Annotated in this window: 12 protein-coding genes; 4 read left to right on the forward strand and 8 right to left on the reverse strand. The window is 70.2% G+C overall.

Annotated features, from left to right (window positions below):
* Positions 1–2: 2 nt before the first annotated feature.
* From glgX to AC5Y6X_RS09735, 4 genes are all read right to left on the reverse strand, one after another.
* Entirely contained in the window at positions 3–2,216 is a 2,214-nt protein-coding gene (gene glgX, locus AC5Y6X_RS09720; RefSeq protein ID WP_499986153.1) for a glycogen debranching protein GlgX, read from the reverse strand.
* A gap of 37 nt (positions 2,217–2,253) precedes the next feature.
* Positions 2,254–4,422, reverse strand: a complete 2,169-nt coding sequence (gene sucT, locus AC5Y6X_RS09725) for an acetyltransferase SucT (protein WP_499986155.1) — start codon at positions 4,420–4,422, stop codon at positions 2,254–2,256.
* An 86-nt stretch (positions 4,423–4,508) separates the two neighbouring features.
* On the reverse strand, positions 4,509–5,354 hold the full coding sequence (gene ripD / locus AC5Y6X_RS09730; RefSeq protein WP_499986158.1) for an NlpC/P60 family peptidoglycan-binding protein RipD: 846 nt from the start codon (positions 5,352–5,354) through the stop codon (positions 4,509–4,511).
* A 221-nt stretch (positions 5,355–5,575) separates the two neighbouring features.
* A complete protein-coding gene (locus tag AC5Y6X_RS09735; RefSeq protein ID WP_499986160.1) occupies positions 5,576–6,001 on the reverse strand; it encodes a hypothetical protein in 426 nt (141 codons plus the stop codon).
* 62 nt (positions 6,002–6,063) lie between these two features.
* Here AC5Y6X_RS09735 and AC5Y6X_RS09740 point away from each other — a divergent pair, with 62 nt between their 5' ends.
* From AC5Y6X_RS09740 to AC5Y6X_RS09755, 4 genes are read left to right on the forward strand one after another with little or no spacing between them, the layout of a single operon-like run.
* Positions 6,064–7,368, forward strand: coding sequence for an adenosylmethionine--8-amino-7-oxononanoate transaminase (locus AC5Y6X_RS09740; RefSeq protein WP_499986161.1), 1,305 nt, complete (start codon positions 6,064–6,066; stop codon positions 7,366–7,368).
* A gap of 6 nt (positions 7,369–7,374) precedes the next feature.
* Positions 7,375–8,535 (forward strand): 8-amino-7-oxononanoate synthase, encoded by a 1,161-nt coding sequence (locus AC5Y6X_RS09745; protein ID WP_499986163.1) that lies wholly within the window; start codon positions 7,375–7,377, stop codon positions 8,533–8,535.
* Positions 8,532–9,212, forward strand: a complete 681-nt coding sequence (bioD, locus tag AC5Y6X_RS09750; protein ID WP_499986164.1) for a dethiobiotin synthase — start codon at positions 8,532–8,534, stop codon at positions 9,210–9,212. Before AC5Y6X_RS09745 ends, bioD begins: the two co-directional genes overlap by 4 nt.
* Positions 9,212–9,721, forward strand: a complete 510-nt coding sequence (locus AC5Y6X_RS09755; RefSeq protein ID WP_499986165.1) for a 2'-5' RNA ligase family protein — start codon at positions 9,212–9,214, stop codon at positions 9,719–9,721. The genes bioD and AC5Y6X_RS09755 overlap by 1 nt, the downstream gene beginning before the upstream one ends.
* A gap of 5 nt (positions 9,722–9,726) precedes the next feature.
* Here the strand turns inward: AC5Y6X_RS09755 and AC5Y6X_RS09760 are convergent, their stop codons facing one another.
* The 4 genes from AC5Y6X_RS09760 to AC5Y6X_RS09775 form a co-directional block, all read right to left on the reverse strand.
* On the reverse strand, positions 9,727–11,091 hold the full coding sequence (locus AC5Y6X_RS09760) for a hypothetical protein (protein ID WP_499986167.1): 1,365 nt from the start codon (positions 11,089–11,091) through the stop codon (positions 9,727–9,729).
* The gene (locus tag AC5Y6X_RS09765; RefSeq protein WP_499986168.1) at positions 11,088–11,450 is read right to left on the reverse strand and encodes a hypothetical protein; all 363 of its coding nucleotides are present in this window, start codon (positions 11,448–11,450) and stop codon (positions 11,088–11,090) included. The genes AC5Y6X_RS09760 and AC5Y6X_RS09765 overlap by 4 nt, the downstream gene beginning before the upstream one ends.
* 4 nt (positions 11,451–11,454) lie before the next feature.
* Positions 11,455–13,293 (reverse strand): hypothetical protein, encoded by a 1,839-nt coding sequence (locus AC5Y6X_RS09770; protein WP_499986170.1) that lies wholly within the window; start codon positions 13,291–13,293, stop codon positions 11,455–11,457.
* A 107-nt stretch (positions 13,294–13,400) separates the two neighbouring features.
* On the reverse strand, positions 13,401–13,604 hold the full coding sequence (locus tag AC5Y6X_RS09775; protein ID WP_499986172.1) for a hypothetical protein: 204 nt from the start codon (positions 13,602–13,604) through the stop codon (positions 13,401–13,403).
* Positions 13,605–13,670: the final 66 nt, after the last annotated feature.

A 13,670-nucleotide genomic window follows, 5' to 3' on the forward strand; every position in this document is an offset into this window, starting at 1 on the left:
CGTCAGGCGGTCTTACGCAGGATCAGCAACGAGCGGGCGGGGACTTCGAACTTCTCCTCGGCCGCGACCACCAGATCGGCGTCGCCGACGGGATTGTTGGTGTCGAGCTCCACGGTCCACTGCTGCGCGTAGTCGTCGTGCGGCGCGACGAACTCCACGTAGTCGTCGTGGGCGTTGAAGCACAACAGGAAAGAGTCGTCGACCACCCGCTCGCCGCGGGCGTCCGGGGCGGTGATGGCGTCGCCGTTGAGAAACACCGCGACGCAGCGATGGTGGAAGCTCTTGTCCCAATCCTCGTGCGTCATCTCCCTGCCGCCCGGTGTCAGCCAGGCGATGTCGCGAACCTCGTCGCCGGTCCGGATCGGCTCGCCCTCGAAGAACCGGCGCCGGCGGAACACCGGGTGGTTCTTGCGCAGCGTGGTGACCTTGCGCGCGAACGCCAGCAGGTCGGCGTTCTTGTCGACCAAAGACCAATCCATCCAAGACAATTCGGAGTCCTGGCAATAGACGTTGTTGTTGCCGTTCTGGGAGCGCCCGATCTCGTCGCCGTGGGCGATCATCGGTGTGCCCTGGCTGACCATCAGGGTGGCCCAGAAATTGCGCATCTGGCGGCCACGCAGCTCGAGGATGTCGGGGTCGTCGGTGGGGCCCTCCACGCCGCAGTTCCACGACCGGTTGTGGCTTTCGCCATCGCGGTTGTCCTCGCCGTTGGCCTCGTTGTGCTTTTCGTTGTAGGACACCAGGTCGTTCAGCGTGAACCCGTCGTGGGCGGTGACGAAATTGATGCTCGCGCTGGGGCGCCGGCCGGTGGCCTCGTAGAGGTCCGAGGAACCGGTCAGCCGGGAGGCGAACTCGCCGAGGGTCGCGGGCTCGCCCCGCCAGTAGTCACGCACAGTATCCCGGTACTTCCCGTTCCACTCGGTCCACAAACCCGGGAAGTTGCCGACCTGATAGCCGCCCTCGCCGACGTCCCACGGCTCGGCGATCAGCTTGACCTGGCTGACGATCGGATCCTGTTGCACCAGATCGAAGAACGCGCTCAAGCGGTCGACGTCGTGCAGCTCGCGGGCCAGCGTGGCGGCCAGGTCGAACCGGAACCCGTCGACGTGCATCTCGGTCACCCAGTAGCGCAGCGAGTCCATGATCAGCTGCAGCACGTGCGGATGACGGGCGTTGAGGCTGTTGCCGGTGCCGGTGAAGTCCTTGTACAACCGCAGGTCCTCGTCGACCAGCCGGTAGTAGGCCGCGTTGTCGATGCCGCGGAAGTTGATCGTCGGCCCCAGGTGATTGCCCTCGGCGGTGTGGTTGTAGACCACGTCGAGGATGACCTCGATGCCGGCCTCGTGCAGGCTGCGCACCATGGTCTTGAACTCGGCGACGCTGGCGTTGCGGTTGGACGCGTACTGGTTGTGCGGGGCGAAGAACCCAAACGTGTTGTAGCCCCAGTAGTTTCGCAGGCCCAGGTCCAGCAGCCGCGCGTCGTGCATGAACTGGTGAACCGGCATCAGCTCGATCGCGGTGACGTTCAGCGACTTCAGGTGCTCGATCACCACCGGGTGGGCCAGCCCGGCGTACGTCCCGCGCAGCCCCTCGGGCACGCCGGGGTGGGTCTGCGTCATGCCCTTCACGTGCGCCTCGTAGATCACCGTTTCGTGGTACGGGGTCAGCGGCGCCCGATCGGATCCCCAGTCGAAGAACGGGTTGCTCACCACGCTGGTCATGGTGTGGCCCAGCGAGTCGACCATCGGGGGAGTTCCGGTGTCGAGCCCGTCGGCGTTGGGGCCGTCCGGGTCGACGGCGTTCAGGTCGTAGGAGTACAGCGCCTGACCGAATTCGAAGTCGCCGTGGAAGGCCTTGCCGTACGGGTCGAGCAACAGCTTGCTCGGGTCACACCGGTGGCCGGCGGCCGGATCGAACGGCCCGTGCACACGAAAGCCGTAGCGCTGGCCCGGGGTGATGTTCGGCAGGTACGCATGCCAGACGTATCCGTCGACCTCGTCGAGGGTTATCCGCGACTCGACGCCCCTGTCGTCGATCAGACACAACTCGACCTTGTCGGCGATCTCGGAGAACAGCGAAAAGTTAGTCCCCGCGCCGTCATAGGAGGCCCCGAGCGGATAGGCAGTGCCCGGCCACACGGTGGGCAGGGTGGGTCCGGATTCGTCGGTGTCTGTTTCCGCGACGCCCGAAGTCGCGGGTGGATTGTTCGGCGGCATCATTCGACCTTATCCGCGCTCGCCGGGCGGGGCTGCGTCACCACCAACCGGTGTTGGCCGCGATCTGCAAGCCCAGCTCGTGCGCCATGGACCGCATGTAGGTGGGGCTCAGGTGGTGGGCGCCGTGATAGATCAGCACGTTTCCCTCCACCGGGCGGCAGACGTCGGCGCGGCAGATCGCGTCCGACATGTCGAGCACCCTCAGCAGCGGGAACTGCGCGGTGAAGTCCAGGGTCTGGTTGTGGTCGGACAGCACGTCGGAACGCTTGATCGCGCACGACTGTGCGTTGCCGCCCTTCTTGGCCAGGCAGTCCGCCGGGTCGAACGGCTTCCCGTCCTTGACCAGCCACGGGGTGTCGCGCACCCCGAGGATCGGAATGTTGTTGTCGGACAACGTCTGCCAGATCCCGATGTAGGTGGCGGGCATGACGTCGCCGGCCTTGATGTTCCACGGCCGCGTCGTCGTGGTGAACACGTAGTCGGGGCGGTCGCTGACCAGCTTGCTCATCGTCCGTTGCACCCACTCGCGGCACTGCGGGTAGGGCGCGTTGTTGCCCATGATCAGCGGGACCTGCTCGGTGGACAGCGGGCAACCCATCTTGAGGTAGGTCACCACCTTGAAGTGGTGCGCGTGGCCGAGCAGGTCCAGCGCGGGCAGCCAATGCTCGGCGTGCGATCCGCCCGCCAGCGCGATCGTCCGTGTGGCCGCCGCGTCGCCGTAGACACAGTTGACCACCGTCGGGTTGACGAAGTCGCTGATGCAACCGTCCCTCGTCGAGACCGGGACGTCCTGCTTGACCTCCAGCACCGACGGGCGCATCGGCAGCTTGGGCACCCGCACGTGTTCGGTCAGGGCGCGGGCGCCGGGGTAGTCCTGCGGGTTGAGCACGCTGAGCTCCTTGCCCGCGGCGCGCAGCACCGTGACGTGCTGACGCCAGGTGAACGACGTTGCCGTCAGCGTGACGGCCATCAGCACCACCGCCGACCCCAGCGCCATGGTCGGCCGGCCCAGGCGCGCCGGCCATCCGATGGCGGCGGGCGTCGGCGCGGCGGCGCGGTTCGGTGTGCGGTAGCGCAGCGGGTCCTCGACGAGCCGGGTGGTCAGGTGCGCCAGCACCCCCGACACCAGCAGGATCGCGGCGCCCTCGACGAAGTTCGCGTGCCGGTGGCCGGTGTAGGACAGCCAGAAGATGAGCAGCGGCCAGTGCCACAGGTACAGCGAGTACGCCATCGCGCCCAGGGCGACCAGCGGCCCGGTCGCCAGCAGCCGGTTGGGCAGCGGCATCCGGGTGTCGGGGCGGCTCGTCAGGTTGGCCCCGGCGAGGATCATCAGCATGGTGGCCCCGACGGGCACCAGCGCCCAGGGGCCGGGGAATTCCCTGACGCCGTCGATCAGGGCCCCGCACGACACGATCGCCGCCAGCGCGACGGCGGCCACGGCGGTGCGCAGCCACATCGGCCAGCGGACGTAGGGCACCAGCGCGCCGAGCAGCGCGCCCAGCAGCAGCTCCCAGGCCCGCGCGAAGCTGTCGTAGTAGGCGATCGACTGGTTGTCCAGGTGGGTGACGATCGCGTAGCCGAACGAGGCCGCGGTCAGCGCCGCCAGCAGCACGATGAACAGGGTCCGCAGGTGGGTGCCCAGCCTGCACCGAAACAGGTACGCGCAGCCGGCCACCAGCAGCAGGAAGGCGATGTAGAACTGGCCCTGCACCGACATCGACCAGATGTGCTGCAGCGGGCTGACTGCCTCGCCGGCGCGCAGGTAGTCCGACGCGGTGATGGCCAGCTCCCAGTTCTGGTAGTAGCCGAGGCTGGCCAGGCTCTGGTCGGCGAAGGTCTCCCAGCGGGTTTCCGGTTGCACCAGGATGGTGAGCAGTCCGCACCCGGCCAGCACCACGACCAGCGCGGGGACCAGCCGGCGGACCAGCCGGGTCACTTCCGCGACGGGCGACAGCGACACGGCCGGGTTGAGCGCGGCGCGCAGGATCTTGCCGCCGAAGAAGAACCCGGACAGCGCCAGGAACACGTCCACGCCGCCGGAGACCCGGCCGAACCAGACGTGGAACATGGCGACCAGCAAGATCGCGACGCCGCGCAGGCCGTCGAGGTCGTAGCGGTAGAACCCCGTCGACCGCCCGGCAGGCGCCCCGTCAGCGACCGGGTTCGCGGTGGCGACCGGCGGCGCGGGCTGGGGCGGGGTCTGCATGGTCGACCGCTAATTTACCGAAAACCGCCATCCGCTCCTGACAGCGAGCGGGTGGCGGTTGTTCGGGCTGGGAGGGGACGGGCCGGCTACCTCACGGTGCCGGGGGCCGGCTGCCACGGCGTCGGCTGCGCGGGCAGCTGCAGCGTCGGGGCCTGTTGCGCCGGTAACTGCTGCCCCGGCAACTGCTGTGCTGGCAGCTGCCCCGGCAACTGCTGCCCCGGGAGTTGCTGCACCGACGGCTGCTGGATCGGCGCCTGCTGGACCGGCGCCTGCTGCAGCGGGGCCTGCTGCGTCGGGAGCTGCTGCGTCGGGACCTGCCCGGGCATCTGCTGCATCGGCGCCTGCTGGACCGGGGCTTGCTGCTGTTGCATCGGCGCCCGCTGCACCGGTGCCTGCTGGGCCGGGGTCTGCGGCGCCTGTTGCAGCGGGGCCTGCTGGGTCCCCAGTACCCGAACGAGGTAGGGGGCCATGCCGGCGCTGCGCACCGGCGAAACCTGGACGACGTCGCCCACCTCGAGCATCTGGCCGTTGCCGAGGTACATCGCCACGCTTTGCGTGCCCTCCGGACCGTAGAAGATCATGTCGCCCTTGCGCGCGTCCTGCGGCAGGACCTTCTGGCCGACGCGGTAAATCGCGCCGGAGGAACGCGGCAGCTTGATCCCAGCGCCGGCGTAGGCGTACTGCATCAGGCCCGAGGCGTCGAAGCCGACGGTGTTGGCGCCCGTGCCGGTGCCGCGGGTGGGGCCGTTGACACCGCCGCCGGCCCAGGAGAAGGGCACGCCGCGCTGCGACAGGCCGCGCTGGACCACGATGTCGGTGACCTGCTGGTAGTCCATCTGCCGGGTGCCGGGGTCGGCGGCGGCCAGCCCGGCGGTCGCCAGCGGCGCCACCAGCATGGCCAGACCGACCGCGAAGGCGTAAATGCGTTTCATTTTGGCTTTCCAACCTCTCTGGACTGGGCGGAACGGTCAACCCGTTGAGTCACACCAGTCACTACAGAAACTTTTACCCCAGAAGTTGCATGTGGAAAATGGCCGAAGGGCCCTACGCGGGATTATTTGTCGGACCGTGACCGGATGGTGACTGCCGCGTCGAATCCCGCATGCGCCGTTGTGATTTCGGTCTCACTTCGTGCCCGGCCGCGCCACAATTTTCAGTGCCAATAGCGTTGGCTGTAGAGCGTGATCATGGACCCGGCGACGGAGCTCACCGTCAGGACCGCGAGAGCCAAAACCGGCCAGAAGGACATGTACCACCCCTTCAGGAGGGAAACGACGGGCCCGATCACCGCGGCGGCGGCCGCCGCGCCGATGCCGCCCCACACCACCGGGTAGATATACATGTCGATTCCGTAGGGGACCGGCCCGCAGGTCTCGTCCGCGCACACGTCGCCCAGGAAGCCGTAGAGCTTCGACGGCCAGCTCGTCGCGGTGGCCAGGACGACGAGCAGCGTCAGCAGGGACACGGTGCAGACCACGTCCCACACGGCCACCCGCAGCCGGATGACCTTCGGCGGCCCGGGGTCGCCCGCCCCGGAGTCGTCGGTGTCAGCGTCGTCGGGCGGTTGCGGCGAAGCCATGCCGTCAGATGCTTCCCGATGGCCGGGGTTTGCGCGACCCAACTGCTTTACGCTCGGTCTCTATGCCTGCGGCGACACCCGGGTTGACGCCCGAGCAGATCAGTGCCATCGACGCCGCGCACCTATGGCACCCCTACAGCACCATCGGCGCCGAGCCGGTGCCGCCCGTCGTGGCCGTCGGCGCCCGCGGCGCCTGGCTGACGCTGATCAGGGACGGCAAGCCGGTCGACGTGCTGGACGCGATGAGCTCCTGGTGGACGGCGATCCACGGGCACGGGCACCCGGTGCTGGACGCCGCGCTCAAAGCCCAGCTGGACACCATGAACCACGTCATGTTCGGCGGGCTGACCCACGAGCCCGCGGCCCGGCTGGCCCGGCTGCTGGTGGACATCACCCCGGCGGGGCTGGACACCGTCTTCTTCAGCGACTCCGGGTCGGTGTCGGTGGAGGTCGCGGTCAAGATGGCGCTGCAGTACTGGCGCGCCCGCGGCCTGCCCGGCAAGCACCGGCTGATGACCTGGCGCGGCGGCTACCACGGGGACACCTTCACGCCGATGAGCATCTGCGACCCCGACGGCGGCATGCACTCGCTGTGGACCGACATCCTGGCCCGGCAGGTGTTCGCCCCGCAGGTGCCGCGCGACTACGACCCCGCCTACAGCGCCGCGTTCGAGCAACAGCTGGTCGAACACGCCGCCGAGCTGGCGGCCGTCGTCGTCGAACCCGTCGTGCAGGGCGCCGGCGGGATGCGCTTCCACGACCCCCGTTACCTGCGCGACCTGCGCGAGGCCTGCCGCCGCCACCACGTCCTGCTCGTTTTCGACGAGATCGCGACCGGGTTCGGGCGCACCGGCGAGCTCTTCGCCGCCGACCACGCCGGGGTCAGCCCGGACATCATGTGCGTCGGCAAGGCGCTCACCGGCGGATACCTCGGCCTGGCCGCCACCCTGTGCAGCACCGACATCGCCCGCACCATCAGCTCCGGGGCGGCGGGCGCGCTGATGCACGGGCCCACCTTCATGGCCAACCCGCTGGCGTGCGCGGTCTCGGTGGCCAGCGTCGAGGTGCTGCTCGGCCAGGACTGGCGATCGCGGGTGGCCGAAATAGCCGCCGGGCTGGCCGACGGCCTGCAACCCGCCCGGGCGCTGCCCGGCGTGACCGACGTCCGGGTGTGCGGCGCCATCGGCGTCATCGAGTGCGACCGGCCCGTCGACCTGGCCGTCGCCACCCCCGCGGCGCTGGACCACGGCGTCTGGCTGCGCCCGTTCCGCAACCTGGTCTACGCGATGCCGCCGTTCGTCTGCGGGCCCGACGAGATCGCGCGGATCACCTCGGCGATGGTGGAGGTGGCCAGGCTCGTAGGCTGAACGCCTATGAACGCCTCCCCGCAGGCACCGATCGAGCTGTCCCCGCTGGCCTGGCTGGACGAGGTGGAGACGCAGCGTCGCGAGGCCGGGCTGCGCCGCTCGCTGCGACCCCGTCCTGCCGTGGCGACCGAGCTGGACCTGGCGTCCAACGACTACCTGGGCCTGTCGCAGCACCCCGACGTCATCGACGGCGGCGTGCAGGCGCTGCGCATGTGGGGCGCCGGCGCCACGGGCTCGCGCCTGGTCACCGGCGACACCGAACTGCACCAGCAGTTCGAGTCCGAGCTCGCCGAATTCGCCGGCGCCGCATCGGGTTTGCTGTTCTCCTCGGGATACACCGCCAACCTCGGGGCCGTCGTCGGCCTGTCCGGCCCGGGTTCGCTGCTGGTCTCCGACGCGTATTCGCACGCCTCGCTGGTGGACGCGTGCCGGCTGTCGCGGGCCCGGGTTGTCGTGACCCCGCACCGCGACGTCGGCGCCGTGGAAGTGGCGCTGGGCTCGCGCGCCGAGGAACGCGCCGTCGTCGTCACCGATTCGGTGTTCAGCGCCGACGGTGCGCTGGCACCGCTGCGGGAGCTGCACGACGCGTGCCGGCGGCACGGCGCACTGCTCATCGTCGACGAGGCGCACGGCCTGGGCGTGCGCGGCGGCGGGCGCGGCCTGTTGCACGAGCTGGGGCTGGCGGGCGCGCCCGACGTGGTGATGACGACGACGCTGTCCAAGGCGCTGGGCAGCCAGGGCGGCGCGGTCCTCGGGCCGGCGCAGGTGCGGGCCCACCTGATCGACGCGGCCCGCCCGTTCATCTTCGACACCGGCCTGGCCCCCGCCGCCGTCGGCGCCGCGCGGGCCGCCCTGCGCGTGCTGCGGGCCGAGCCGTGGCGGCCCGACGCGGTCCTGCGGCACGCCCGCACGCTGGCCGGGATCTGCGGGGTCGACGAGGCGCCGCAGTCCGCGGTGGTGTCGGTGGTCCTCGGCGACCCGGAGGTGGCGCTGGCCGCCGCGACCGCCTGCCTGGACGCCGGCGTGAAGGTGGGCTGCTTCCGGCCCCCGACGGTGCCCGCCGGCACGTCGCGGCTGCGGCTGACCGCGCGCGCGTCGCTGGATGCCGCCGAGCTCGAGATCGCGCGCCGCGTGCTGACGGATGTGCTTGCCGTGGCGCGCCGTTGACCGTTCTGGTCGTCACCGGCACCGGCACGGGCGTCGGCAAGACGATCGTCACCGCGGCGCTGGCGAGTCACGCCCGTCAGGCCGGCATCGACGTCGCGGTGTGCAAGCCGGTCCAGACCGGCACCGACTGCGGCGACGACGACCTCGCCGAGGTCGCCCGGCTGTCCGGGGTGACCGAACTCGCCGGGCTGGCTCGCTACCCGGAGCCCCTGGCCCCGGCCGCGGCGGCCGAGCGGGCCGGGATGGCCCTGCCCACCCGCGACGAGGTGCTGCGGCTCATCGGGGAGCTGGACCGTCCGGGGCGGCTGACTCTGGTGGAGGGCGCCGGCGGGCTGCTGGTCGAAGTCGCCGACGCGGGCGTCACCCTGCGTGACCTCGCCGTCGACCTGGGCGCCGCGGCGCTGGTCGCGGTCACCGCGGAGCTGGGCACCCTCAACCACACCGCGCTCAGCCTGGAAGCGCTTGCCGCACAAGGTGTTTCGTGCGCGGGGCTGGTGGTCGGCAGCTGGCCGGCGCGGCCAGGGCCGGCCGAGGCGTCGAACCTGCCCGCGCTGTCGCGGCTGGCGCCGGTTCGGGCGGCGCTGCCCGCCGGGGCCGGCTCGATGGGCGCGGCGGAATTCGCGGCGATGAGCAAGGCGGCGTTCGACCGCGACTGGGTTGCCACGCTGGTCGGTTGATGGTCCATTCGATCGAGCTGGTCTTCGACCACGACACCGAGGCGGTGATCCGTCGCATCTGGGCCGACCTCGCCGGAGCCGGAATCCCCAGCCAGGCACCGGCCAGCCGCCCGCACGTGACGCTGGCCGTCGCCGAACGCATCGCCGTCGACGTCGACGAGCTGCTGAGGCCGGTCAGCGAACGCCTCCCGCTGGCCGCCGCGATCGGCGCGCCGGTCCTGTTCGGCCGCGCGAACGTCGTCTTCGCGCGCCTCGTGGTGCCGACGACCGAGTTGCTGGCCCTGCACGCCGAGGTGCATCGGCTGTGCCTCCCGCACATGGCGCCCGCGCCGATGGCCAACAGCCTGCCCGGCCAGTGGACCGCCCATGTCACGCTGGCCCGCCGGGTCGGCGGCGGCCAGTTGGGGCGGGCGCTGCGCATCGCGGGCCGCCCGGCGCAGATCGACGGGCGCTTCGTCGGGTTGCGGCGTTGGGACGGCAGCAAGAAGGCCGAGCACCCGATCGATTGACGCGCCTACCCGCCGAACAGCAGGTACAAACCGGTGAAGGTGTAGCCGACCATCACCAGCATCATCGTCAGCTGCCCGGTGAGCTGATGCCCAGCCGGCAGCAGCCGCAGCGCCCTGTCGTGGGCCGCGATCACCGCCACGATGTGCCCGGTGACCACGCAGGCCACCTTGATGCCGGCCAGCACCGGCGGGTGCGTCGACAACACATAGGCCACGTGAGAGTGCGCCAGCCCCAACGGGTTCCAACCGCGGCCGAACGGGTCGGACAGCGCGATGACGGCCTGCTGCCCGCGCTCCACCAGGTAGGACAGGTAGTGCGCGAAGATGTAGCCCACCACGATCGGGATCAGCGAGTGCGCCATCTGGCCGGGCAACGCGCGGCGCTGCGCGCGGTCCACCCCGCCGGTGGCCCGCGCCGCGACCGAAAACGTCAGCGCGACAACCGAAACGAACACCAGCAGGCCGACGGTCCGCAGGATCGACGACGACAGCGTCGCCGGCACGCCGTGGGCGAGGCGGGCAAGCCGGTCGGCGAAGTTGCGCCACGTCGGCGACGACGAGTAGCTGTCGAACGCCGTCGACCCGAGCAACACCGCGAGCATCGCGACCACGCCGGGGCGCACCGGCAGCGATGGCAAGTGGTCGAACGGGTTGCCGATGACGATCCTCCCGGTCGCGCGCGAGCGGCGAAACGGCGAAAGCCGGGACACCGCAACGCTGTACACGCCGAACGGGTCGACCCTGGCCAGCCAGCGCTGCCCGCACAGCCACGCGCCGCCCAGCAGCACCACGACATAGGCCAGCAGCCACGACTTCACCCAGGGCAGCGACGCCGAGTTCGGGCTGGCCAGCTCCAGCCAGACGAAGGCGAACAGGCCCGCGGCGGCCGGGCGGTAGCCCCAGGCCTCGGGATACGACAGCCGCGGCCGGCCCACCCTCCCCGGCACGGCCCGCCGCAGCAGCAGGTACACCGTGCGCACCGGCGAGATCACCCGCCACACCGGCCCGAACGCCAGCGACAGCGCGACCAGCCCGACCCACAGCAACACGTAGAACGCGCCCAACAGCCCGTTGTCCTGCGTTTGCGGGCCCCATAGCCCGGCCGCCACCACCCACACCGCGAACGCCAGCGCCACGCAAGCGGCCGTCCAGCGCGTCGCGCGCGCGTCGACGAAAGTGGTCAGCGCGGCCGGCAGCGGGCGTCCGGGGGCCTCGGGGTCGAACCTCGGTTGCCGCCACGCGAACGCGACCAACGCGAACGTGAACGTCAGCGCCCAGGCCGCCCCGACCATCGCGTAGGCGTAGGGGACCGGGAGATCGCTCGAGCCGCCGAGGCCATGCGCCAGCACGGCCGCGCGATCAGCGGTCACGGTTGCACTTGGATGGTCGCGATCGTGCGGTCCAGGTGATGCAGCTCGACCTCCACGTTGCCGGGGACGTCGACGCCGAACCGAAACGTCTGATTCGGCGCGGCCGCGACCTGGAACTTGTGGTCGGGCGTCGAGTGCACGTGCAGCTCGTCGGTGGCGTCGCTGGTCACGTGCAGGGTGATCGGCTGGCGCACCCTGGCCCGCAGCCTGGCGTTGGTCGGCGTGACCTGGCCGTTGGCGATCGTCACGTCGATGTCCAGGCCGGCCGCCGGGGGCGGGCCGGGCGAACCCCCGCACGCGACCAGGCCGCACACCAGCCCCGCCGCCCACGTCGTGATGAGAGTGGCACGAAAGACCATCGCGTTACGCGGCTTTCGGAATCGGGCGTCTCTGCTCGACGGGCTCCGGTTCGGTGAGGTTGTTGTTGATCCGGCCCGCGCCCCAGGTGAGCGCGGCGATCACCGCGAGCGTCAGGAACAGCACCACGATGGAGCCGGCGGTGAACAACCACGCCGGGGCGTTCTGGTCGCGCTCGCGCTGCAGGATCGTGATCTCCTGGACGAACGGCCGGTCGCTCACCGCCAAGGCGGGAACCTCAGGCGCGGGAATGGCGTCGTCGGCCGGTTCCCAGATCGGCACCGCCGTCATCGTGTAGCCGTCCTGAACGCGCAGCAGCGTCTTCCACGATCCCCACACCGGTATCGGCCGGGTGGAGCGGTAGTGGCCCGGGCCGATCTTGTCGAGCCGGTCGATCTGCAGGCCGCGGTTGTTCTCCATGCGGCCCTGCCAGGACAGGATCGTCACCCAATCCGGCTGTGGGCCAACGATATCGGGCCGCGAGAGCTGCACATCGGCCGACACCATGCGCTGCCCGGGGGGACTGGGCTGGTCGGTCAACCTGATGGTGGCGCTGTCTTTGCCCGGCACGACGATGTGCAGCCCGTTGGCCACCGCGCCGCCGATCACCAGCACAGTGACCGCGACGACGGTGATGCCGACGGCCCGGCCGGGCAGGCGCTGGCCGGTGAGCACCATGCCGAACAGCGCCCCGCACATCCCGGTCAGCACCGCGACGGGCACCGCCATGGCCAGGGCCTCGCCCCACATGCTGGCCGGCCAGGGGTAGTGGTACACCGCCGCGATCCACAGCGACTCCAGCCAGAGCCCGACGGTGCCGACGCCGAGGCCGCAGACCGCGCCAAAAGCCAAGGGGCGCTTGAAAAGCGGGGTCAGCGCTATCAGCTCGACCACCACCGCGGGGCCGAGGTACAGCGGGAACCAGTTAATCGGTGCCCCCAGGATGGGCCCGACGAGCAGCGCCACGGCGCCCCGCAGGGCGATGGCGAACACGGCGGCCAGGATGGCGGCCCCGCGCCCCATCGTGATGCGGGCGGCGACCGCCGCCAGCGCGGCCGCGGCGGCGATCATCATCGGCTGCAGCACCAGGCGGAACTGCTCGACGCCGAAGTCGTATTCGATCTGGTAGACCGACAGGCCGATGAACATGCCGCCGAACGACAGGTAGCGCAGGAACCTGATGAACACGCCGTGGTAGACGTTTTCGCCCTCGGCGGCCTCGCCTTCGCGCTCCAGCATCAGCACCGCGAACAACGAAAACCCGGCGCCGCCGATCATCATCAAATGCGTTGGGCCCCATAGGGTGACGTCCTGGCCGAAGATCCGGTGCCAGATGTCGTCGAGCGGGAAGCCGATCATCGCGTACAGCCCGCAGCCGGCCATCAGCACGCCGCCGACCGGCGCATACCAGTTCTGCGTGATGCGCACCGCCGCCGGGCCGGGCCTGTCGAACGGCAGCACGACCGCGAGCATCCCACCCACGAAGATGCCGAACAGTCCGATGATGATGAAGTAGTGCGCCGGGTTGGCCAGCGGACCGGGATCGCGACCGTTGCCGATGTGCCAGCTCACGTCCCAGATGAAGCCGAACAGCGCGCAGATGATCGACGTGGTGAACACCAGCACCGGCAGGGCCACCCAGTTGGGACGGTGGAACTTCTCGCCCATCTTGTCGGCAATCCGCGTCAGCCAGTCGATGCGATGGCTGCGGTGCGCGTAGCCGACCCACAGCAGCACCGCGGTGATCACCGCCGCGGCGATCGACAGCCCGATCACCTGGTTCAGCCCCGCACCGCGCGCCGGTGCGTCGGCGACAATCGTCAGTTCCGTCGAGTTCATCGTCATGTGCCTCCCAACCGCGCCGGGCCGCCCCGGGAGAATTGATCCGACGACCGCTTCTTACTTGGAGGTAAGTTAGCGATCGAATTGATAATGCCCCGATTCAGCGCCCGTCAATCATGCTTTTTGCCGGCCGGGTCGGATCGCTGGTTGGCGTCGTCCGGTGTGCCGCGGCCGGCGCGGCGGTCGCGCAGCGCGATGTACAGCACCACGCCCGCGACGATCACCGCCGGCAGGAACGCCGGCGCGGCCAGCAGCAGGTAGTGGTGCGCCACGTACTCGACGTGCCCGACGTGCTCGACGTGCGGAGTCACCATGCTCGTATACCCAGGGATGGTTCGTGTTCCTCGGCCGTTACCCTACTTTGAACACCTTTTCGTTCA

The organism is Mycobacterium sp. NGS26 (assembly GCF_059813025.1).